Genomic DNA, 23,496 nt, shown 5'->3' on the forward strand with positions numbered 1-23,496 from the left:
GCATGACTGACTTAAAACATTTATTCGACGGAGTGGAGCGGATGGATTCGCTGGAGGTGCTCTCGCGGGCGATCGACCATTTTGGCGACGACATCTGCATGGCCACCAGCTTCCAGCTGGGCGGCCTGGTGCTGCTCGACATGCTGCATCAGGTCGGCAAGCCGGTGCGCGTCTTTTCGATTGATACCGGACGCCTGCCGGAAGAGACCTACGAATGCTCCGAGTCAATCCGCCGGAAGTACGGCATCAACGTTGAATGGGTGTTCCCGCAGCACGAGACCGTCCAAACCTTGGAAACCGAAAAGGGCCTGTTTTCCTTCAAGGAAAGCACGGACAACCGCAAGGAATGCTGCGGCATCCGCAAGGTGGAGCCGCTGGGCCGCGCACTCGAAGGCTACAGCGCCTGGATCACGGGCCGGCGCGTTGACCAAAGCGAGGGACGTCAGGATCTCAGCTTTGTTGAAGCCGACCCGGTCCATCCGGGCATGGTGAAGGTCAACCCCCTGCTCAACTGGAGCAAGGCCGAGCTTTGGTACTATGTCGAGGAGCACGGCGTCCCCCACAACCGCCTTTACGACGAGGGCTACCTTTCCATTGGCTGCGCCTGCTGCACCCGCCCCTGCAAAGAGGGCGAAGACGAACGCGCCGGACGCTGGTGGTGGGAAAGCACCGAGCACAAGGAATGCGGCCTGCACCTCAACTTTAAGAACGGCGGCGGGATTTAGAGCGTGACGATTGAGGCGAGAAACGTGACCCAGCTGAATCACGGCTCACGTTTCACGAATCACTCCCCCGCGCACAAACCTCGAATACTTCATTGAACTCCGGGCGCCGAATGCCCTCTAATGCGCATTCTCATGAAACGGTTTACGCTCCAGATGATAGTGATCCTAATTGCTCTGAGTTCCTTCGGACTCGGAACAGCGGATTTGCTGGGCAATGCCGACGCAAAAAAGGTTTTCGACAAAAAATGCATCCGGCTGGGAACCATTGAAGTGCTGCCGATCAAATTCGAAACCGCCTGCCGGGTTTTGAAACAAAATGAATTGATCAATGCCGTGCAGAAAGAATTCGCACGCTCCGTCTCCAACAACGGCGAAGTCGAATTCCCAATCATTGGAACCGGCCCGAAACAATACCACTATGTCAACGAGAAGGGAAAGCGGACCGACATTACCGAGCTCTACCGCAAGCAGACCAACGCTCATTCGTTCGACTACATCGTATGGGCTTCGGGCAAGCGGTTCTTCGGCGGCTACGACGTGATCATCCACCTGCGGGTCGTCGACGCCAACGAAGCCGGCATCATTTATTCGGTCAGCACCCACGCCTACCCACACAACTGGGCCACCCGCTTCTCTGCCCGAAAAATCGGAATAACCAAACGCTACTTTAAGAAAAAGATGAAACTCATCTCCTACGTCGCGCGCCAGATTGGTCTCGGGTTGTGCGCAAAGGATGAATTCAAACAAGGGCTGATGGAGGGTCGCAGGCCTCTGCGACCGGGCGGGGAGGCCCCCGCCCCTCCATCTTTACCTTAGCAATGCTTCCGCCGGTTCGTTTCCGAGTTCGATGGCATAGTCGAGCGGGGTTTTTCCGTTGGCGGCCTTAATGTTTTTGTCGGCGCCGTTTTTGAGCAGCAGCTTGATCATTTCCGGACTGGCGGAAGCCGAGGCTTCGTGCAGGGGCGTACCGCCGCGCGTGCTGGGCATATCCACCTCTGCGCCCTGTTCAATCAGATAGGCCGCCACATCCACTTTGTCTTTTTCGGCGGCATAGTGCAGCGGACTCCAGCCTTCGTCGTCCTGGGCGGTAAGATCCGCCCCGCTCTCCACCAGCAGTTCGGTGATTTCAAAAAAGCCGCGTTCCCCCGCAAAATGCAATGGTGTTTTTTTCGTCCCAGTGCGCGGATCCAGCGTCGCCCCTTTGGCAATCAGCACCTCGGCGCAGGCGGTCTTTCCGCGAACCGTGGCAAAGTGAAGCGGCGTCCAACCCTGTTTGTTGGGTTCGTTCACGTCCGCACCCAGCAGCAGGTGGTTGAACACGTCGTCCGGATCGCCCTTGGCGATGGCGTGCAGGATGGTTTTATTTTTCACCACAATGGGATCGGCCGACTCGATCCCGCCGGACGGCACCTCCAGCCCGGCCGACCAAACAATGGCGTTGAGCACCAGCTTGCGGAAATCGGGCTGCGCCCAACAGCTGAGGAAATGCCCGCCCGTGAAGCCGAATGCATTGGAGCCGTAGGTCCACGCCAGCGTGTAGGCTTGGCTTTCTTCCGGCGGGACGGCGGACATCAAGGGAACCACATCACTGAACTTGAGATTGTAGTACCACTCGTCCTTGAGTTCGAACGGCTGCACGCCGCGCGTGACGGCATGTTCGGTGAACACAGGATTCTTCATGGTCCATTCAGGATTCTGCGATTGGCCTTCGTTGTAATAGCCGCCAATCACCTTCATCAAGGTTTCATTGAGCAGGCCCGGTTCGCCATCGACAGCATAGTGCAAAAACACAATTCCCGCCCCGCGGTTCGAGAGGCGGAGCAGATCCGCTTCATGGCCCAGCGCAACATGCTTTTGATCGCCGTCGCAATAAACCACCAGAACATCGATTCCGTCCAGCGCGCCGTTCTCCGGCCACGTGTCGTACTGGATCTTGGTTTTCAGGTTCAGCCCGGAATCATCCAGCGCCTTCGCCAATATCTGGCATCCGGAAGGAAACTCGTGCTCCCCCGCCCCATGGCTCGGCTTGCCCGCAACCAGCAGGATGGACTTGGGAGCGTCCCCAAAGGCGCAACTCACACAAACCAACAATGCAACCAACAAACGAATCTTCATGTTCAGTCCTTTCACTAATGCAAAATGATTATGCAGAAACAGCTAGCGCCCCGGCTTTGCCTCCAACGCATAATGCAACATAACGTCCTCGGTCTTGTTCAAGCGACGGCACGCCTCGCGGGCAATATTCATCATGAGCATTCCAAACAGTTTGGGGTCTGAGTTGTAGAGCGCAAACAGTTTTTCGCGCGGAATGACCAGCAGCTCGGTGTCTTCCAGCGCCAACGCGCTGGCGGTATGCTGGTGAATCGCCATCACGGAGGTCTCTCCAAAGCATTCGCCGGTCTTGAATTCGCACAGCTCCATCGGCGTTCCATCCACGTTTTCAACCATCCGTACGCGCCCGGTGCGGATGATCCGGATATGGCTGGGACTGTCGCCCTGCCTGAAAATGAATTCGCCCTTATGGTAATGTTCGGTTTCGAGCAACCGGAAAACGGTATAGAGCTGCGCATCGTCCAATCCGCCGAGAATGGAAATCTGGTTAAGGATCGGAAGCACGTTCTCCACATCCAGCAGCGGCAACCTGTATTTTTCAATAGCCATGCGCGGAGTATAGTAAACCCCCGCAGGAAATTCCAATGCTGAATATTGAGCCGGGGAATTCCATAGGCTTTACCTTGTTTCCTGTTCTAGTTATTGAAACGACGATGGATGAAAAGCATGCCGCCACCAAACAACCCAAACAGGCCCATAGTAGCTGGCTCAGGAATCGCACCCATTGCGATCTCAGTACCGTCTGTTTGGTAGCCATATCCGTCAACTGTCCAGATCATCACAGAACTGGCACCAGAACCGGACAACTCGGTCGACATTTTTATATAGCCATATTTCTGAATGTTACTGTCGGTTGTATCCGCGAATCGGAAAGGGATGTAGGTTGGGTCCACACGAAGCAATGACGCGGCACCACTACTGCCTGTAGCCAATGCGCTAATGTTTCCCCATCCGTCAGAGGAGTCGCTGCTCATGTCGCTCCACGACTGGCCTTCCTCAGATGCAACGGCATAATAGAGGCGGCCCTCTAAATTTTGCTTAAAAACCACGGATGTACTTCCTTTCCCATAAATCTGAAAAAGATTCTCATTTGAAGGATTGTAAGAATTAATCTGTGCCAGTGTCACAGCTGCGGTTCCGGGGAGATCCAGGTCGGATAACTCAGCGACAGCAGAAAGAGCCGTTGTGCCAAAGGTGTATGTCAGCGGCGTTCCGTTGAAATCATTATAAAACACATCGGCAGAGACCACAGAGGCTCCAATGGCCATTCCCATTGCCAGTACTGCCAAAAGGTTTGTTTTTTTGATTTGAAGCGTTTTCATGCGTTTATTCCTTTCTCTCATTATGAGGGGGGTGTGTTTCGTTGTTAAAACTGGAGGTGCGACCTCCGGTTGACCGGTTAAGGTTTGTACTCGGTTGCTGGTTCTTGGTCAAGGGTTGAACAGAAAGGCAAAGCCTTCTCCCCCTCCTCCAGAGGAGGGGGAGAAAAACTTTTCACATTTTCCGCAAGCTTTTTCATGTCCTTGCAGAGGTTGATTCGCCGGAGCCCTCGTTCAGCTTTGAGCAGAGCAACCTCCGACTTCGGGTCTGTGCCAATCATCTTGGCGTCGAACTTGCGACCATCGCCGAGTGTTACAGTAATTCGGTCGGCCTCCTTCACCACATGGTTATTGGTCAAGATATAGCCGTCCTTGGGAATAATGAATCCCGAGCCTTGGCCTTGCTGGCTGTATTTTCGGGGCTCGGCCTCTTCCGGAACACCGTAGCTGCGATAGCGCCCGCCGCCAAAAAACTCGTCGAACGGATTCCGACGGTATGCGCACAGGCGCAAATCCGGAAGGCGGCAAAAAAATACCTCATCGTGGCCGGCAAGCTTACGCCCACAGTCTATACCACGGTGAAAAACAGCGGCGAGATGCTGTCCATCCGCTACCTCGTCGATCCGCGCCAGCGCTGCGGCACCGAACAGAAAATGTGGAAAGACATCCTCGACGCCTTCGCGAAAGAACCGCACATTGATCTGGCCTACAACAACACCCGATACTACAAGGGGATTGAAAACCTGAAAATTGAAAGGCCAAACCATGAATGATTACGATGTATCCATAACGCAGATTTCGGAATGCACGTTCCCGACTCCGTTGAAGTTTGCAGGAAGAGATCCCTCCGCTGCGATCCGGTATCGGCAGGATGCCGACCGGGTGCGCGTCTTTCCATGCCTAAGACTGGGGGAAGACGATGGCCAAGATGCAACGTTCGAGCGGGCCGGGCCGCGCGAATTCATCACGGGCGACCCTTCCCAAATGACAGCGGCGATCCTGACCTGCGGCGGGCTGTGCCCCGGGTTGAACGATGTCATTCGCGGACTGGTTATGAGCCTGAGCCACCATTATGGCGTGCGCAAAATTCTCGGCATACGCTATGGCTATGCGGGATTGGCCACCGGCGGGCATCCTCCCGTCGAGCTCACTCCTGAAACCGTCGACGACATCCATCGCGACGGAGGCACCATTCTCGGCGTCAGCCGCGGCAAGCAGGATGTTCCCGCCATGGCCCGAACGTTGCTGGACTGGGGCGTCGACCAGCTTTTTGTGATTGGCGGCGACGGCACCCAGCGCGGGGCATTGGAGCTGAGCGAAGAATTTGAACGCCTCGGCGCACCGATTGCAGTGATCGGAATCCCTAAAACAATCGACAACGATATTCTCTGGGTCGATCAATCCTTTGGTTTCGATACCGCCATGGAAATTGCCTCGCGGGTTGTGAACGATGCCCATGTGGAAGCCCGGTCGGCGGAACGCTGCGTCGGCGTGGTGAAAGTGATGGGCCGCGACAGCGGATACATTGCAGCGTACGCGGCGCTGGCCTCGCTCGAGGCGAATTTGGTGCTGGTTCCCGAGGTCCCGTTTTCATTGGATGACAAAGGAGGGCTGTTGGATTTCCTGGAGGAGCGCATTCAAGAAAAAGACCATGCGGTCATCGTGGTGGCGGAGGGTGCCGGGCAGGAGCATTTTGAAAACGCCGAAGCTCAAAAGCGCGACGCCAGCGGCAACCGGCTGCATCGGGATATCGGAGACTTGCTCTGCGACAAGATCCGGCAATATTTTAACGCGAAACAACTGCCGGTGAATCTTAAATATCTGGATCCGAGCTACTCGGTCCGGTCGGCTCCGGCCTGCAGCACCGACCGGATCTACTGCACCCGGCTGGCTCATTCGGCCGTTCACGCCGCCATGGCCGGCAAGACCGGCATGATGGTGAGCCGCTGGACAGGCCACTATGTGCACGTGCCTTTGGGCATGGTTACCCAGGGGCGCCGTAAAATCGATCCGACAGGCAGCCTCTGGCGCACCGTTTTGGAATCGACCGGACAGCCTTGCCTGTCCAATGGAAAACCGAAGTAAAAGCGGTCAATGGCAAACTTCCTAGACGGAAGTCGTATGATGAAGCATGTGCCAAACTGCACTGTTTCACGTTATGCATCGAGTTGGTCCACGTATTTGTTCAGGCCACATTACGCCACTGTCATGGAATTAGTAATGAAAAGGCTCTGTGCCTGCGAGCAATCAAGGGTTGCAGGTTTGTTTATAAACCATGGCGAGCGGAACCAAGAATTTGCCATATGCTTCCGTCCAAGTTCTCCGTTCAAAAAGGGGCGGAAATAATAACGGAGAAACAACGGGCGGAATTTTGAGTGCTGAGTATGAAATACTCGCAAAACAGTACGGCCAAACGGAGGCGAAAAAAGCTTGATCTCTTACCCATTAGGCCCCACCCCACGCACTTTCCCGATACATATCTCCCATGAGACCACGTAACTCCCGTCCCCCAACATTGTGTAAGCATCTTGCTCGGAACGGTGCTCCAAAAAATGGTGGTTCGAAGTTTGCTTCCACCACCATTATCGTTGCTCGAGGCTGAACAAGCTGGGTTGCATCTCTCTTAGTTTTCTACACGGTGAATCTTGTATGTCCGGCTTAATCTTGCAAGCCGATCTTGGAGAGATCGATCGGGACAATGCCCATTTTCAGTGCGGGTGAGTTTGGCTTGAATCGGAAGTCGCCATTGACTGGATCGACAAAGAGCGGATCGACCGCTTGGCTGTTCTTATCCACACCATCGCTTTGTTGCTTTTTCAGCATCTCTTTGCCCAACTGCTCATCCGCAGCGCAGTAGTAAATGTTGAAGTCGGCATCAGCATCCTTTGAACGCGCCAGTTGTCTTCCCCTGCGATCCTCGGATGTTCTTCCGTTACCGGGTGGCAACTCATCGATAAATACACATTCCTTACCGGAAGAATAAAAGATATTCCGTTTAATGCTAGCGCCTGTCAGAGGGCCTTCGCGGACGCACAGGTAGTATCCACGAGGAGGGGCAATCACGTCCGCGACAATGTTGTTTTCAACGCGCGTATTCAACTTGGCCATGATCCCTTGCGACGTACACTTGTAGATCAGGTTTTCAGCAAAGAGCGTATCCATTTGTCCGCCATCCGTACGGATCGCACACTGCATGATCATCGGCGCGACCAAATGATGAACATAGTTGCGTCGGAAAATATTTCCGGCACCTGCACCGCGAATGTAGAAGGCGTTTCCGTCGCCCAGCATTTCCATGGCATGATGGATTTCATTGTATTCGATGAGGTTGTCGTGAGAGTGAAGGAATGGACGTACATCTTCGATATTCAGTTCTTTCGGTAGTTCCCCTATTTCATCGAGCCGGAGCGTCCGCCCCAGCTCCCGGCCTCTCTTCTTAAAAAATTCGGTCATGCAGCCGGAAAGAATAATTCCGGTATAGGGCGTGTGGTGAACCAGATTATTCGCCACGCGGTTTTCTCCGCTCTGCCAAACCAAAACACCAGCCGAGTGTGAATAGATCCGTCCGGTATGATGAACGTGGTTGTTGTAAACCAGATTGTTTTTGTTTACGTCTTTCGTTCCCGGCCCATAACCGGCGAGCACGATGCCGGCTCCGCCCATATACTCAATATGGTTCCCGGATATGGTGGTATTCTGCCCGTGCAGATCGACACGGATTGCTCCGCTGCCGCTTTGAGTGAAATGACATTCTTCAATCGTACAGTTTTCCGTTCCGCGCAGGCGCACCAGCGCATTGGCTTTATCCATAAAATCCCAATCGTGTTGTATTCCCGCGTCGTCTTCTTCAACCGTGTAGCGGTCACCCTGCGTGAAAGTCAGGCCCCGGAAGCAGAGGTTCCGCACCGGAATATCTTTCGGCCCGGCGACATCGATTTTGCCTTCAACACGGATATATTCGATCAACCGAGGATATAGAATCGGCGTCTTGCCGCGCGGCCAAAGGTACACCTTGCCTTCCTTTGTATTCAGCGCCCACTCACCCGGCTCATCGAGTTCGTCGATAATATTTTCCACCCAGCAATTTTCTGTTTCTTTCAGAAAATGAAGCGGATTCATCGCATAGGTGGAGTCAATTGATGTCTGCGCCATCTGTTCTTTTTCATCCACCGACACCAACGGCAGAATATTCACAATCCAAGCATGATGTGGACGAACGACAATCTCCACATCTTCCACATTCGACCAATCCTTCAACGTACCTTCTGGAAAATGAAGCCGGTCCCGGCCCCCGCCCTTCAGCGTAATAAAACCGGCTGACTTTGCGCGCGGCAGCATGCCCTCCGCATCATAGAGCGTGAAAAACCGCTCCGAGACCTTCGCCTCCCATATCTTTCCCTGTGCGGCCTTCGGCAATCCCGGCAGTTTGCCCGATACTTTCTTCCACCCTTTGATTTCCCGCCCCGAACTGAAGACAGGCGTCTCGCCGGGATAGGCGGCATAAGTAATGACTGAATCGCCCTGCCCGGAATCTTCGAGACCAAAGACCACGGTCTTAGCCAGTGGATAGGGTCCCCCACGAAGCAACACTTCAATATCCGTCGACTTGCTTTTCTTCAACGTCCGTACAGCATCACGCGCCCGTTCCAACGTGGCGAACGGCCCATCGGTTCCGTCTGCATTGGGTTCAGCCAGCGTACCGGACCATCGGTCGGAGCCGTTCGGCGACAAATAGAAATCAGCCGGCATCGCCACTACATTGCAAATGCCCGCCGTCAACAAGACCAACAGGTGGATCGATAACTTAACCATTGTTCCCTCTTCTACTTTTTTTTATGCCGAAACCGGTCCCGATTGAACATGCTATTGAGGATATCACGGAACAACAATGGGGGTCTGCTCAACCATATTGATGGTGCCGTCTGCATTAAACGTAACCTTGTCGAAGCAAATGGAGCGGTTTGTGTTTTTACCACCGGAGAGCGCGCCGTTGTGATAGAACAGATACCACTGTCCTTTATATTCAACGATAGAGCCATGCGTGGTTAAGGCACTCGTTTTCTCCAGAAAGACGCCTTTGCTCTCCCAAGGGCCCAACGGATTGTTGCTCATGGCATAACGCATCTGATGGCCGCCCTTTGTATTATCCGGATAGATCAGGTAATAAATCCCGTTCCGTTTAAACACGAAAGGCCCTTCACGATGGTCGAAGAGCTCGGTCTGCAGAACCATTTCCCCGTCAATCTCCATCATGTTGTCTTTGAGCCTGGCGGCGTACGTTTTCACTTTCACCACCGCATAAAGATACGCCTGCCCGTCATCATCGATGAACACACAAGGATCGCAGAACGTATTGCCGCCCTTCACATAGCCCTGCACTTTAAAATCAGAAGCCGGTTTCGTACTGGTGGCAACGCCGATCTCCCAGACTTTTTCAGCATTCTTATGCGGAAAATAGAAATAGTAGGTGCCGTCCTTATAGACACAGTCCGGGGCCCACATCACACCAGGTCCCCCGCTCCATTCCACATCCCGTGAATGAAGAATCTCTCCGTGGTCCGTCCAAGTGACCATATCATCGGTGGAAAAGACATGATACCCATCCATGGCTCTATATCCTTTCCCTTTGATGTCTGTTGATGGATAGACATACAGGCGACCGTCCTCCCAAACATGGGCCGAAGGGTCGGCGGTAAACATGTGCTTAACGAACGGGTTGGAAGCCCGCTCCGCCGCGTGCAACGATGCGCCGGCCGAAATGAGCAATGCGATTAACAGCTGTTTTGTGAATTTCATAGATGTCCTTTGGTTTTATCCAAACAGTCCGGTTCCTACAGAGAAACCTTCAGATCGATCTCTTGCTGATTGCGTACCACCTTCAACGTAACCGTTCCTTTTACTCTACGGATCACTTTGTTGAATTGCGTCGCATTGGGTGTATTCCGACCATTCACCGCTTGAATCAGGTCACCGTCGAGCAAGCCTGCTTTCGCAGCAGGAGAACCCTTTGTAACTCCCGAAAGAGCAACGCCCCCATCAATCTTGCTCACACCGTATGCGGAGAACGCCTCGCCGGAAAGTTCCGTTAAGGTTACCCCTAACCAAGTCATGCTTTTGGGAGCGGCCCCTCCTTTCTTGCGCTTACCCCTCACCTCGCTCTGAGTGACTTGCAAAGGGGGAATTACCGGAGTCCGGGCAATCGCTTTCAGGGAAGGCTTCTTCACGCCAAACTGATCCATCGGAAAGTTGCAGAATCCCAGCTTCAGCGCAGGCGAGCCGTCCTTGACGCGAAAGTCGCCGCTGGCCGGATCGACAAAAAGCGGATCACCCACGATGGAGTTTTCATCCCAGCCGAACTTCTGAGTCAGCGCACCGCCAAAAATCAGGTTGCCGTCCACCCGTTTACCCCGGGCCTTCGCAACCGGTACTCGGACTCCGCGATACGTGCCCATAAAAATATTGGCATACACTTCGTCCCCGCTGTTGTTGTACCAGACGTGCGGATGGAACGAGTTGTTGACTGTAATATTGTTCCACGCGTGGCGACGGAAACCTTCGCGCAGCTTCAGTCCGCCACTGAGCATGAGGTTGTTGTAGATATCATAGTTGCTCGAACCGTCGTCCAGATCAATATCCCAGCCGTGATCACATCGCCAGCGACTGTCGCGGATCGTCGTGGTTTTAACCGCATCCAGGAAGGGCAGATCGGGTTCCTTATCAATCACCGCCTGCGAAGCTTTCCGATCCGAATGCCAGAAACGATCCCGCCCCCAGGAGTTGAACGAACCATGGTCGTGTGTTTCGAGTACCGTATCGAAGACATCGCACCGCTCGATCAAGTGACCGCCCCATGCGCCGTCGCCGATATTGATTCCGGAGCGGGCGCAGTCATAAACCGAACAGTCGCGCACGGTGATTTCAGAGGCCATATCCATCATCACCCCGGCAGGCTGACGCTCCACGCGGCCGATGCCGTGAATCAGGCAATCTTCCACAATTCCAAGGCTTGGAAAATTCTGCGTCTTCGGGCCCGGCGTGCGGTCGATTTTCGTCAGATCGTTTTTCTCCCGGTATTCAAACAAAGGATCGCGCACCGCATCGGGATCGCCGACAAAACAGACACCGCTCGCACCGGCATCATGAATATGGCATCCCTTCACCAGGGTGCGCCGGTTGTAATTATTGACGAAGATCCCGTTGCCGCCCACCTGATCGAATTCACAATCGAGGATGCGAACGTCTTCGGTTCCCGTCAGCATGAACGCGCCGCCGCGATAGATGGCCCAGTCGGAACGCAGCATCGGCTCCTTACAGTCCATGAACGTGCGCGCGGCATGTCGAACCACAAAACCCTTCAGGGCAATAAACTTAACGGGCGTTTTTTCCGAACCCTGGAATTCCACCAGATGACGGAGACGAACCACTTCGACCGTCGCCATTTTAAGGTCGGTGCCCGATTCGGGCATGTAATACAGGGTGGATGTTTTTGCGTTATGGAACCATTCTCCGGGCGCATCGAGTTCCTCAAAAATGTTTTCCACCATCCGGTAGTCCTTATGCATCCCCATCTTACGATTGTTCTGCCAACCGCCCTCATAGGTCACCTCGCCTTTGGCATCCTTGCCGGTGATCTGATAATGATAGCCGCCCCACTCCTTTACATGCATTGCATGGATGTAGCTGCCTGTTGGATCAGCCCACTTCTCCGCACGTTCTTTTGAAAACGCATCCGCGGCATAGCCCTGATAGGCCTCAGTTTTCTTGTTGGCATCGTAATTAGGATAACGGGCCATGCGCTGGTTTTTGCCGTTAATAAACAGCTGGTCGATTTTCAGTCCTGCCGGAGTCTTCGCCTGGAAAATTCCAGCCTTGTACGGCTTCCATTGGAGCTTCAGTTTCGAACCGCCGCTCAGCACCGCTCCGCCCTCGTTCTCAGACAGATAAATCACCGGGTGCTTTTTCGAGCCGGAATCCTTCGGCGTAAACACGAGGGTTTCCGGAAGATAGTAGATGCCATCCGCAACATGAACCGTGACGGTTTCTTTTCCCGCCACCGTGCGCACTTTTTTCTGCGCAGCGGCCAGCGATGCCAAGGGCTGTTCCAACGTGCCATTCCCGGCATCAGAACCGTTCGGGCTTACATAGACGTCCAGCGCATGCGCCGGCGATAGAATGGTGCCGGTTAGTAAAAAAGCAATTTGTGAAGCGTATTTTTTCATATAGCTGTTCCTGATTTGTTTCAGCTCCGGTTAATGAGTCGCCGTGTTCCGAAACCTCATCATCGAAGATCAGGCCGGCTTTCCATTACTGTGCTTCGATTTGTCTCACCGCAAACGCTGCAGTGATTCTCTGGATCTCTTCCAGACCGGGTTCCGGATCTCCGCCGGCTTTACGCCAGTTGTGCCCGGCCTTCTTAACGATTACCATTTCAACATCGGCCCCGATGCGGTCGGCCTTATCCTTCAAGTGCGGAGCATGCGCAGAGGGAATCGTTGCATCTGTATCACCCTGCATCAGAAGCAGCGGTGGGCTGTCCTTCTTGATCCAGAAAACCGAGCTCATTGCTTTGTATGCCTCGGGGAATTTAGCAAAACCGCCTTCCTTTCCCGTGATCCTGAAACCAAAACGATCCGGATCCTTATCAGAAAGATCGGTCTTGAAGAGCTCGACGTCGGTAAAGTCCGTCGGACCGTACCAGGAAATGCCTGCAATCGGCTGAACGTCGAAGCCGGCAAGGGATTCATCTCCCGTGAAGGTTTTCGGATCAGCGACGGTGAGCATCTGCGCGAGCTGCCCCCCGGCAGAATCACCCCAGACCACAATGCGCTCCGGATCAATCCCGTACTGCCTCGCATTTTTTTTAAGGAAGCGCAAACCGTCCATGGCATCCGTAACGCAGTCACGCATCAAAACTCCGTTGGTTTTCTTATAAAGCCGATAGTCGATAGATACGCAAATAAATCCTTTTTCAGCAACCTGCTCGAACACCGGCTGCATCAGCGGAAGTCCGCCCTTGTCTTTGCTGCCTGCCGCCCAGCCCCCGCCGTGCACATAGTACAGCACGGGCGCCTTTTCCGGTTTACCAACCGGAGGCATATAGATGTCCATTTTGACCTGTCGTTTGCCGACCTGCTTATAGGTGACTCCCAAAAAGGTCTCCCCTGTCCAGGCAACTTTTGCATCAGATGCCACCACCGCACAAAAAAGTGCTAAAACCAAACTCTTCATCCATTTTCTCCCGACCATAAAAAACGCATTCTAACAGCCTTGGGAAAAACTACCTATCCCAATTTATTGGGATGCCCCTCCCGCCTGACCGATCCGAACATTTGACAGTAAATGGATGACAGCAGAGTCGCTTGCAAAACCTTTCGGGTTTGCGAGGCGGTTATTCGTTAATAGTTATTGGTTATTGGGACAACGACCCCAACCCCAAATAGATGAAGATTCTAAGCCTGACAACAAATAACCGAGGCCCATTAACGGGAACGGTAAAATCAGAGATTTTGCAAGTTCCTCAGAAATATATATGTTCCCCTCGCAGAGCCGCAGAGGACGCAGAGAAATTCAACCCTGACCGCTCCGCGACCTCTGCACCTTTGCGAGGAATCATTCTGCAGTTTAGCCCGGAGAGTTTTAGGGATGGGGACTAATGTTCTCAGGTTTGAGCCAAAGAATTAAGACCATGGTCCCGCCGGAAGCCAAATCATCTCATCAGAATAGTCATTGATAACTGGCGCTAAGAACATTTCAACCTCACTTACAATATCAGCAAAGGATGCAGGAACATGATCCTGCCTTAACCGTTTATGGAAGGAAGCCCAGATGGTTTGACGGGAAGATATAAATTCAGCTGAAAAAGCTATGAGGGGTTGTTCCAGTTCCGTCCCGCGCTGCTTGAACGTGAGCCGTATGGCTTCTGATAGAGCTGACAGATCAAAGCGAAACTGACGAGACAGAAGCCAGATATCATAAAAATCCTTCATGCGACTGTTCAATGAACCATGCTTTATCATGGCATCAAATTTTTCGGCGACAGCACTTTCGCGGCTGTAGCAAAGAAGAGAGGTCGCGGGAAAATCCAGTACGCAAGGTAGCTCTTCCTTCTGTGGTTCAGGGTAAACAACATCTCCAAAACCAATGTCAATTTGCATGCTGATTCTGGCTGTTCCCAAAAACCCAAGAAACCTCACATTGATTCCTTCATATTCAGCATCTTCAGTGATTCGTTCGGTATGAATACGCTCTGCATCAAATGTTAGTCCATCCGGAATGGTGTCAATCGCAAGAATGTCCCGGATTTGTGCAACAATGTTCGCCTCATCGTTTCCTGTTATTCCCAGCATATCAATATCCATAGTCGGCCTGAATGCCGGCGACTTCCACGCCCGAAGCATAAGTGCTCCTTTTAAAACATAGGAATGAGCGTGTGAGGACTGAGTCAGCCGATAAAGAAACCGCTCCATAGCATAGTATTGAAGAAGCTCCATAAAGGGTCTTTTATCTGCTCGGGATTGGTTGAGAATGCGTTGTCTAACAGCCTCTGTGATATTTTTAGGCGTTTTCATAGATTGGCTTCAAGGTAGGGGGAAATAACTTTATCTACCCGACAGATTCGGGCGTATTCGAGAATTTTCCGGTGATTGAATCTCATTCTGGATTTGTAGAGTTTGAGCGCCTCCAGCACGATATCCATGCCGACTTTGTTTCGGAACTTGAAACAGTCGGCCAATGTTTTTTCCGGGCTGTATACCTTAACTGTGACCCCATCCATTTGATGTTTCTCAATTCCCGCTTGAAATGATTCCAGTGAAAATTTATGAAACTGCACCGGGGGATAGTCGATAAGAGAGGGTTTGCTATCTTTGGGGATTGAGACAGAAACTTCGTGCGGAATTTGCGTTGTTATTTCATGAAAAGACAGTGCCGAAATGAGGCAGACAACAGAATTAGGAACTCTCGTGGCAACGGCAACCAGATCCGGATTTGAAATCGGTTCTATCTCGGTTAGACGATAAATACCTCTGGAGATCAACTCAAGGTCTCCGGCATCACGAAGTTGATAAAGTGTTCGGGGATGTATTCCGGCCTGTAGTGCGGCAGACGTTTTAATTATTCCACCACCTTGGCGAATAATCTGTTTCGCTTTTTCCCGTGCTCCCATCTGATTTATTTCATTAGGCATGGATAGTATTCTCCCTAGATATTTATAAGTAGGGAAGTTATTATCCATCAAAGCGAGAAATCAAGGTAAATACCTACCCATCCCAATTTATTGGGATGCCCCTCCCGCCTGACCGATCCGAACATTTGACAGAAAAATGGATGACAGAAATATATATGTTGAGAGTTTAGCCACACAATTGAGAGCAATTGCGCACCGAAGAAGCGCAAAGACCAAAGCAGTAAGTTTTCGTGCAGATTGCTTTGCCTGCACGCAACCATGCGCCTCTTCGCGGCCATTCTTTCGGATCACTGAGGTTCTCAGTATTTATGTGCCGGAGCAATAGAAGATTGATATCACTTCAGGGCGGGCTCGTATTTGACAGAATTATATATGTATCCAGTTCGTAGCACCAACCTGCCGAGTTGGCAGTGCTACGTTAAACGGCCATCTCTGCCTTTTTCCAATGGTTGGAACGCTAGCCAGCGGCTATTGCCCCCACTGCCACAAATGGAATCGGGGGTAGAACGGTCCTCTGGGCCGTTTCCTTTTCCACGGTGTTAAAACGGCGCAGAGCACCGTTCTACGGATCGAGAACAGGGGGAAATCGTCCTGCCAGTTAATGGTCCTGTCAAATAATCCGGCCGATCCCTTCCCCCCGCCCCCATCCCATAGTCCCCCCCGCTGGCGGATACACTGTGCGTGAATCATGGGCAGGATGCCCATGCCACCTAAGCGGAAAGTGCCCTTGATTGTATTGTATGAACCACTGAATACACGGAATACACGGAAGAAAAATGCCGAGAATCAATTCCGTGTCGTCCGTGAAAAATTGGTCGCTATATACTTCCAATTATGTGGTTAGGACTCCGCGGATCATTTCCCTTTTTTCTTCGACCCTGCTTTTTGGGGCTTGGCCAACAGGGGCTCTTTTTCAGACCAATCAACATTCCGATCAAAGATGGTGCCGTATGGCTGATAGTTGTTGTATGGCACCGCCTCCGCTTTCCAATGGTTGAGATGTTTGTCGTACGATTTACGCATCTGTTGCATCGCTACACTATATTCTGGATTACCGGCCTGATTGGTCAGTTCATGCGGATCCTTGCCAAGGTGGTAGAGTTCTTCGCTAACCTCAAAGCCATCGGCCGCATAGCCCCAGTAAATATATTTCATATCCTTTGTCACCACAGCCATTGAATGTGTAACGGGAGGACCGGATTGGTTGTACACATTGATCAGCGTGAGCGAATCATGAATCGACTCCTGCGGGTTGCCGTAGAGTTTCATCAGGTCGGCACCATCCATGTTTCCAGGAACAGGAAGTCCGGCAAGCTTGAGAATGGTCGGGGCAAAATCAATGTTGCCGGTAAGCGCATCGGACCGCAGTTTTTCCCCGGAGTTTGGAAGGCGTGGATCGTAGATGATCATTGGGACGCGCGTAGCCTCTTCATAGGGCAGCACCTTAGATCCTAAGCCGTGCGATCCGCAGAAAAACCCGTTGTCGGAGGTGTAGATGATCACCGTATTATCCGCGACCCCCTGCTCTTTCAACGCATCACGAATCATGCCGACAGCCACATCGATTCCATAAACCTGCTGATGGTAGGTGGCCATAACCTTGTCATAGTTGTCGTTATAGCCCCACTCTTCAAACCGGACATACTGGCGCCCCTGCTTACTCTGTTTTGAGAAATGTTCGCCACTTTCACGCCCGTAATTATCGGGCTTCTTAAAGGTCTTTCCGGCATAGACGTCGTCAAACTTCGGATCGGGAGTCGTCGGCCGATGCGCTGCCTTGAAACTGATCGACAGGCAGAACGGCTTTTCGGCTTTGGCGGCATCACGAATAAAGTCGCGCCCGAACGCGCCGTACGAGAGCGTTGAATGCGGATATTCCTCTGCATAGGCGGCCATCGACTTGTTCTTCTTTGTTTCATACAACGTCTGGCCCGGTCCACCGCCCCATCGGTCAAAATCGTCAGCAGGAAGCTCGAGTTTTTTGCCATCGGGCGTATCCCGCAGCTCAAAGCCAAACTTGCCGGCGAAGGCGGTCATGTAGCCCGCCTCGCGCAGCAGCATGGGATAGGATTTCTTCCAGGTATTGGAAAGCATCTCGCCATGCTTAAAATTGCAGCCGGTTTTATATTCATACATGCCGGTCATCACCGTGGCGCGCGAAGCCATACAGATGGCCGTAGTGTCGTAGTGATTATCGAACGCCATGCCATCAGCCGCGAGACGGTCCAGATTGGGCGTCTGCACATCGTGATTGCCATAGCAACCCATCGTGTAGCTGCTCTGGTCGTCGGACATCAGGTAAATGATATTCGGTTTTTTCTCTGCGAAGCTTGCCAAGGCAGTACATACCGCCAGAGTTGTTATGATTCGTTGTTTCATTTTTTTCTTCCCTCTGTCTTCAGTACAAAATTATTCGATGGGTTTGACCTTCTTTTTATTGATCTGCGGCGGGACGCGGCCATAGGAAGGGTCGTACACTGGGATGCCCATGCCTTGCGGGGTCTGCCAGCCGGCTTTCGGCTTGTGCGTCACATAGGCATAATACGGCGTGGCGGTGAGTTCCGGACTGATGAACGTCGGAGCAAGATGGGTGATCCCCTTTTTCAACGTCACTTTAAACGTGACCTCTTTGGCCCCCTCAGGGATCTCTTTGGTTTCGTCGACATCACCGATCTGCATACGCGCCTGTTTATAGTTATAGGCTTTGCCGTAGGTTCCGTCGTTAATGCCTTTATCGGCCTCGGCCGGCCAGCGACGCAGCGAGATTTCGTAATCACCGTCGCGTTCGACCTCAATGGCCCAGAACGATTCTTCTGCAACATCGCCGTTTTTGATATGACCCTGATTCCACGGGGGGAGCTTGTCGATCAGCCAGTCGTGCGAAGAGAGTTTCACGATGGGCGACTTGTCGGATCCGATGACCATATAGCTGGTCAGGTCATGCTCCTTCGAAACATCGTTCCAGAAATTATTGTATTGCCCGCGCAGGCGTTCGACCACTTCCGGATGTTGATCGGAAACGTCTGTCGTCTGCTTTGGATCCGATTTGATATCGAAAAGTCCCTGGCCGTTATCGTCGTTAACCAGGCGCCACTTGTCGGTCATCACAGCGCACCTGCGCCATTTGATGGGATCAACCACGCGCTGCGTTTCAACAACAAGCGCACGGTCCGGCCAGGTTTTCCCGTCGGCATAAAGCAACTCGCGCAGGCTGCTGCCGTCGTACTCGGTCTTTGGCGCGGTCAGACCGCAGAGGTCAATGAAGGTCGGCAGGATATCAATATGCGCGGTGATGCGTTCGATGGATTTTCCGGCTTCGATTTTTCCATTCGGCCAGCGGAGCATAAAGGGAACGCGGTGGCCGCCGTCGTACTCCGAGTTTTTCATGCCGCGCATGTTGCCATCGTAGCCCCTCCCGTCCGCCAGTCCGGCCGCCGTGCCGTTGTCTGTCATGAAAACGAGGATGGTGTTGTCGGCCAGCCCCTCGGCATCGAGCATGGCCATCAGTTTGGCGAGATTGTCGTCGATATTGGAAATCATGCCGTAGAACTCGGGATAAGAAACCTGCGGATTGTTTTCGTAGGGTTTGCTGTATTCCTCCGGACAATAGAGCGGCTTGTGCGGCGCGTTGAGCGCAATGTAGGCGAAGAACGGTTTGTCCTTGTTGGCCTTGATAAATTTCATGCCTTCGTCGAACCAGATATCGGTGCAGAAGCCTTCAAAGCGCTGGAGTTTGCCGTTGACGACATAGGTGTCGTCGAAATAGTCGTTGCCCCAATAGTCGGGCGCCTGCCCCACACCGCCTGCCTTATGGTAGACGCACTGCTGAAAGCCCCGGTCTTCCGGGCGATACGGATAGCAGTCGCCAAGATGCCACTTGCCGAACATGCCCGTGGCATACCCGTTGTTGCCGAAAATATCCGCCATGGTGACTTCGCGGCGACGCAGCATGCTGCGGCCCTGCACCGTGTGCCAAACACCGACGCGATCCGAATAGCGTCCGGTCATCAGCGCGGAGCGGGTTGGTGCACAAGTCGGATCTACGTGGAAATTATTCAGCAAGGTCGACTGATCACGCAGTTTATCGATGGTCGGGGTTTTGATGGCGGGGTTGCCGGTAAAGCCCAAATCGCCGTAGCCCTGGTCGTCGGTGATGACGATGACGACATTCGGTTTTTTCGTTTCCTTAGAATAGGCCGGCCGCATAACGGAGCCAGCAACAACAGCTATCAGTATGACATGTTTAATATGCATTGAGTTTCCCTTGTGTATTGTAACTTTATTTTTTTTCCAAAAGCACGGTGCGTATAACACGCACCACCTCATCGCCCTGCGCATTACTGCCGGTTTCATTATAGTGAACATTGCCTGGCTGAACCCACCATTCGGGCTGGTGCGGTTTCGTCATTCCATACAGATCGTTAATCCGGATTTCGGGATAATCGCGCAGCACTTCAAGCGCAGCCTTATTGTATTTAACTGAATCCCCGGCAAACCGTCCATCGGCCCCTTCGGGCACCGGTGTGGTGGTGGCAAAGATCAGTTTTGCGTCGGGCGCCAGCTTCTTCAGGTAAGCCACAATATCGCGGAGGTTTGTTTGATAGACCTCCAGCGAGGAGACCTGCTTTCCGTTTTCCTTATCGAGCTTTTTGCCGGACAGGTATTTCAGATCGTGCAGGCCGACATTAAACTGGATGACCTCCCACTGAAAGGTCCACGGGGCATCGAGGTTCTCATCGCGCATGGCATCGTGCATTTTGGTCATCTTCGGAATGAGCGAGCTCGAATCCCCCCCGTTGCAATAGAGGCGGTACACATCTGCATGGCCGTTCAATTTTTCCCGAACGCGCTGCGTGTAGTGGATAGAGATCGAATCGCCATAAATCAGGACGTTGGGCAGCGCCGGCTTGTTTTCCACAAACTTAAACTCGGGACGGGCCACGGATTTACCTGCCAGCTTGGCCCAAGCTTTCTCAGCCAATTCTGTGCTGACTTCTGAACCAGCCAACGAAACTTTAATGACCGTGTCATATTCATTCAGGGGCTGGGCCGGAAGGATGATCTTCAGAAAGCTTCCCTCTTGAGAAAAGCCCGCTTTCTCACCGGTGGCCAGATAAACAGCGGAGGCTACTTCGGCGGGCAGGCCGTTCACAGAGATCGAGCCAGACTCGGGCCATTCGAAAATATGCAGGTAGACCGTCTTGCCATCCTTGCGGGCGGAGATATCGCCCCACTCCGGCCGTTCGTCGAGCGGATTGCGGACGGTGCCGTAGATGGATTCGCCGTTGACTTTGAGCCATTCGCCCATGGCGCTATAGATGCGGACCGCCTCGGGATCAAGCCGCCCATTGCCCATCGGGCCGTTGTTGATCAGCGCATTGCCGCCCGCGCAAACCGTATTCACAAAACGGTGGATCATCTCTTTTTCCGTATGGTAGTAGCAGTTCCCTTTGGTCTTGTAGCCGAAGGAAGAACTGACGCTGTCGGGCGATTCAACATAGAGAGGAAGCTTCTTCGTCGGCACTTCCTTGTCGCCAATCGAAACATAGTCGTAGAGTGGCAGGTATTGCTTCTCGATCTTTCCTTTTCCGCGATGGATCAGACGCGAATTAATCAGGCAGTCCGGACGATATTTCCGCACCATGTCGCTGAAGAGCGTGGCCCGCTCCATATTCATTCCGACCGGGGTATCGAACCAAATCAAATCGATTTCATAGTTTTTCATCAGCTCTTCCACTTGCGGCAGGCTCTTCTTCATGATGTAGCGATCCATGTCGGGCTCGAAATCATCAGGCATCTCCGGATGGAGAATGCTCAGCTTGCAACGCTTGTTCAGATAGGGTGCATCGGGCTCGTCCCAATCCTGAGCATGGGAATAGTAGACGCCGAACTTCATCCCCTGCTTGTGACACGCTTCGCTCAGTTCTTTGATGATGTCCCGTTTGAAGGGGGTGTAGTCAACGATGTTATAGTCGCTGACCATCGAATCGAATAGCGCAAAGCCGTCGTGGTGTTTCGAGGTGATAACCACATAACGAATACCGCAATCCTTGAAGGTCTTCGCCCATTCGTCGGCATCGAACTCCACCGGGTTAAACTTTGCGGCCACCTTATGATATTCATCGGATGACATCTGGGCGGAAATCTGGATCCACTCGGAATAGCGAAAGCCATTGCCGCGGCCTTCGTATTCGCCTTCCAGCGTCGAATAGGCACCAAAGTGTATGAACGCGCCGAACTTGGCATCGCGGAACCACAGTTCCTGTCGCGCGATCGAGTCCGCCGTCTGTTGCAGGTCATCGTCAAAGCGATATTCAAAGGTGACATTTCCCTTCGGTTGATTCGGGGCTTTCTTGGCAGGTTCATTTGCTTTCGACGGCAATATGGCCGCAGCAAGAACGATCAGGGGTAATATAATAGTTTTCATTTTTATCTCCGTTTTTTCTACCGGGTTAAATTTCTTCGGGAGCCCACTCGGGAATGCCCTTTCCCTTCAATTGCTTGTCGTAGCGGATGGCCAGCGGCTGATCTTCCGGCGCAACCTTCGGCAGGTCTTCATTAACCATCAGCGGTTGTACCAAGGCCCACCATTGGTCATAGGATTTACGTAGTTTCTCAACCACTTCCGGATGAGCATCCACGACATCGGTTGTCTCACTGGGATCTTTAGAGATATCATAGAGATTCTGGTTATTCACAAAGCGCCACCGTTCGGTTCGCACGGCGCACTTCTTGAACTTAAACTCATCGCGCTTTCCGGGGTTCCAGCGGCCGCAATGAATAAACAACTCGCGATCCGGCCAGCTGGCCTTGGGATCTTTAAGCAAGGGCAGCAACGAGCGGCCATCCAGCTCCTGCATCTTGGCTGGAAGTTTTGCATCCGCCAGTTCGCAGAAGGTTTTGTATAGGTCGATATGCGCCGTCAGCGCATCCACATCAACGCCTTCTTTCAGCATGCCCTTCCACTGCCAAAAGGCCGGGACATGGGTTCCGCCTTCGGTGGGCGAATTTTTGCCACCCCTGAGATTGGCGTTGAAGTGCTTGATCTTCTTGCCGTTCAGCTTGCCGCTGAGGTGGGTGGCGCCGTTATCCGTCATGAAGATCACCAGCGTATTGTCCAGCGCCTTCCATTCACCCAGCTTTACCAACAACCGGCCGAAATTATCGTCAATGTTTTCAATCATGCCGTAACGGCCGGCCGTGCCGTCATCGTAGCCGAGTTCCAAAAAACGCTTCTTATACGAGGGAGGAGCGACCAGCGGGGCATGCGGCGCATTAAGTGAAATATAGGCAAAGTAAGGTTTCTTCGCCTCGTGCTGTTGCTTGATCCAGGCTAGACCGGATTGAAAAAACAGATCCGTGCAAAAGCCTTTCGTCTGCACAATGGTGTCGTTATGCAGCAGGACATTGTCGAAATAGAGATTTTCCTCATTCAGCGGAAAATCACCATACCGCGTCTGCCCAATCCCGCCCGCTCCATGAATCAATACTTCATCAAAACCCCGGCTTCCGGGCAAATAGGCATCCTCGTCTCCCAGATGCCATTTGCCAAAAATACCAGTTGCGTAGCCGGCACGCTGCAGTGCCTGCGGCAAAGTGAAGGTATCCAGTGCCATTCGTTCGCGCTGATAGATGGTATGCGTCACCCCGTTTTTAAACGGCGCGCGTCCACTCATAATCGCGGAACGCGTTGGCGCGCAGGTCGGGCTCACCTGAAAATCGTTGAAGCGGACCGCTTGGTCATGGAACCGATCGATGTGCGGGGTCTTGACGACCTGATTGCCCATACAGGAAAGGTCCCCCATTCCCTGGTCATCGGTCATCACCAGGATGATGTTGGGGCGACTGCCCTCCAAGGATTTTGCCTCGGCAAGGCCAACGAAGACTAACACCGCGAACATTCCGGCATTAAATACAACAGATGTTTTCATTATTTTCCCCTTAGCGTCCTTAATCATTCAACCTACCGCCCTTGACTCTCGCAGCCAAGACCCCGGAAGCTCCTTTCCCGCATAAAGAGTAAATATACATGATCCAGAAACCTTGTGTATCCCCATTATTTGGGATTGCCCATCCAAAACGGCCTCGCCGAAATCGGTAGAACCGAAGCCATCAACCCGGTCATAACTATGGCCTAAACGACTTTTTTCATTCA

18 protein-coding genes are annotated in these 23,496 nt (G+C 52.7%); 4 read left to right on the top strand and 14 right to left on the bottom strand.

Annotated elements, in window-relative coordinates; genetic code table 11:
• Nucleotides 1–2: 2 nt before the first annotated feature.
• On the top strand, nt 3–725 hold the full coding sequence (locus SCARR_RS08630; protein ID WP_136061104.1) for a phosphoadenylyl-sulfate reductase: 723 nt from the start codon (nt 3–5) through the stop codon (nt 723–725).
• Nucleotides 726–857: 132 nt separating this feature from the next.
• Entirely contained in the window at nt 858–1,541 is a 684-nt protein-coding gene (locus tag SCARR_RS08635; RefSeq protein ID WP_136061106.1) for a hypothetical protein, read from the top strand.
• Here the strand turns inward: SCARR_RS08635 and SCARR_RS08640 are convergent.
• The 4 genes from SCARR_RS08640 to SCARR_RS29055 form a co-directional block, all read right to left on the bottom strand.
• Nucleotides 1,533–2,840 carry an ankyrin repeat domain-containing protein gene (locus SCARR_RS08640; RefSeq protein ID WP_136061107.1) on the bottom strand — a complete coding sequence of 436 codons (1,308 nt, stop codon included), beginning with the start codon at nt 2,838–2,840 and terminating at the stop codon, nt 1,533–1,535. The genes SCARR_RS08635 and SCARR_RS08640 overlap by 9 nt on opposite strands.
• 42 nt (nt 2,841–2,882) lie before the next feature.
• Nucleotides 2,883–3,386 (bottom strand): Crp/Fnr family transcriptional regulator, encoded by a 504-nt coding sequence (locus SCARR_RS08645; protein ID WP_136061108.1) that lies wholly within the window; start codon nt 3,384–3,386, stop codon nt 2,883–2,885.
• An 86-nt stretch (nt 3,387–3,472) separates the two neighbouring features.
• Nucleotides 3,473–4,159: a PEP-CTERM sorting domain-containing protein gene (locus SCARR_RS08650; RefSeq protein ID WP_168433145.1), complete on the bottom strand. Its 687-nt coding sequence runs from the start codon at nt 4,157–4,159 to the stop codon at nt 3,473–3,475.
• Nucleotides 4,160–4,236: 77 nt separating this feature from the next.
• Nucleotides 4,237–4,539 (bottom strand): S1C family serine protease, encoded by a 303-nt coding sequence (locus SCARR_RS29055; protein WP_407984807.1) that lies wholly within the window; start codon nt 4,537–4,539, stop codon nt 4,237–4,239.
• Nucleotides 4,540–4,557: 18 nt separating this feature from the next.
• Between SCARR_RS29055 and SCARR_RS28820 the strand changes: the two genes are divergently transcribed.
• Together SCARR_RS28820 and SCARR_RS08660 are read left to right on the top strand one after the other, a co-directional pair.
• A complete protein-coding gene (locus tag SCARR_RS28820) occupies nt 4,558–4,929 on the top strand; it encodes a hypothetical protein (RefSeq protein ID WP_246044463.1) in 372 nt (123 codons plus the stop codon).
• Nucleotides 4,922–6,241 carry an ATP-dependent 6-phosphofructokinase gene (locus tag SCARR_RS08660; protein ID WP_136061112.1) on the top strand — a complete coding sequence of 440 codons (1,320 nt, stop codon included), beginning with the start codon at nt 4,922–4,924 and terminating at the stop codon, nt 6,239–6,241. The genes SCARR_RS28820 and SCARR_RS08660 overlap by 8 nt, the downstream gene beginning before the upstream one ends.
• Nucleotides 6,242–6,814: 573 nt before the next feature.
• Here the strand turns inward: SCARR_RS08660 and SCARR_RS08665 are convergent.
• The 10 genes from SCARR_RS08665 to SCARR_RS08710 form a co-directional block, all read right to left on the bottom strand.
• A complete protein-coding gene (locus tag SCARR_RS08665; protein WP_136061114.1) occupies nt 6,815–8,968 on the bottom strand; it encodes a right-handed parallel beta-helix repeat-containing protein in 2,154 nt (717 codons plus the stop codon).
• 63 nt (nt 8,969–9,031) lie between these two features.
• Complete coding sequence (locus SCARR_RS08670) at nt 9,032–9,952, bottom strand: family 43 glycosylhydrolase (RefSeq protein ID WP_136061115.1); 921 nt, start codon at nt 9,950–9,952, stop codon at nt 9,032–9,034.
• 35 nt (nt 9,953–9,987) lie between these two features.
• Nucleotides 9,988–12,375 carry a PDZ domain-containing protein gene (locus tag SCARR_RS08675; RefSeq protein WP_136061117.1) on the bottom strand — a complete coding sequence of 796 codons (2,388 nt, stop codon included), beginning with the start codon at nt 12,373–12,375 and terminating at the stop codon, nt 9,988–9,990.
• 85 nt (nt 12,376–12,460) lie between these two features.
• The gene (locus SCARR_RS08680; protein ID WP_168433147.1) at nt 12,461–13,384 is read right to left on the bottom strand and encodes an alpha/beta hydrolase; all 924 of its coding nucleotides are present in this window, start codon (nt 13,382–13,384) and stop codon (nt 12,461–12,463) included.
• Between the two features lie 449 nt (nt 13,385–13,833).
• The gene (locus SCARR_RS08685) at nt 13,834–14,724 is read right to left on the bottom strand and encodes a nucleotidyl transferase AbiEii/AbiGii toxin family protein (RefSeq protein WP_136061121.1); all 891 of its coding nucleotides are present in this window, start codon (nt 14,722–14,724) and stop codon (nt 13,834–13,836) included.
• Nucleotides 14,721–15,341: a type IV toxin-antitoxin system AbiEi family antitoxin domain-containing protein gene (locus SCARR_RS08690; RefSeq protein WP_136061122.1), complete on the bottom strand. Its 621-nt coding sequence runs from the start codon at nt 15,339–15,341 to the stop codon at nt 14,721–14,723. Before SCARR_RS08690 ends, SCARR_RS08685 begins: the two co-directional genes overlap by 4 nt.
• A gap of 855 nt (nt 15,342–16,196) precedes the next feature.
• Nucleotides 16,197–17,720: a sulfatase family protein gene (locus SCARR_RS08695; protein WP_136061124.1), complete on the bottom strand. Its 1,524-nt coding sequence runs from the start codon at nt 17,718–17,720 to the stop codon at nt 16,197–16,199.
• A gap of 30 nt (nt 17,721–17,750) precedes the next feature.
• Nucleotides 17,751–19,595, bottom strand: coding sequence for an arylsulfatase (locus SCARR_RS08700; protein ID WP_136061126.1), 1,845 nt, complete (start codon nt 19,593–19,595; stop codon nt 17,751–17,753).
• A gap of 25 nt (nt 19,596–19,620) precedes the next feature.
• Nucleotides 19,621–21,768 (bottom strand): alpha-L-fucosidase, encoded by a 2,148-nt coding sequence (locus SCARR_RS08705; protein ID WP_136061127.1) that lies wholly within the window; start codon nt 21,766–21,768, stop codon nt 19,621–19,623.
• Between the two features lie 25 nt (nt 21,769–21,793).
• The gene (locus tag SCARR_RS08710) at nt 21,794–23,272 is read right to left on the bottom strand and encodes an arylsulfatase (RefSeq protein ID WP_136061129.1); all 1,479 of its coding nucleotides are present in this window, start codon (nt 23,270–23,272) and stop codon (nt 21,794–21,796) included.
• Nucleotides 23,273–23,496: the final 224 nt, after the last annotated feature.

The sequence above is a fragment of the Pontiella sulfatireligans genome, from assembly GCF_900890705.1.
Lineage (GTDB): Bacteria > Verrucomicrobiota > Kiritimatiellia > Kiritimatiellales > Pontiellaceae > Pontiella > Pontiella sulfatireligans.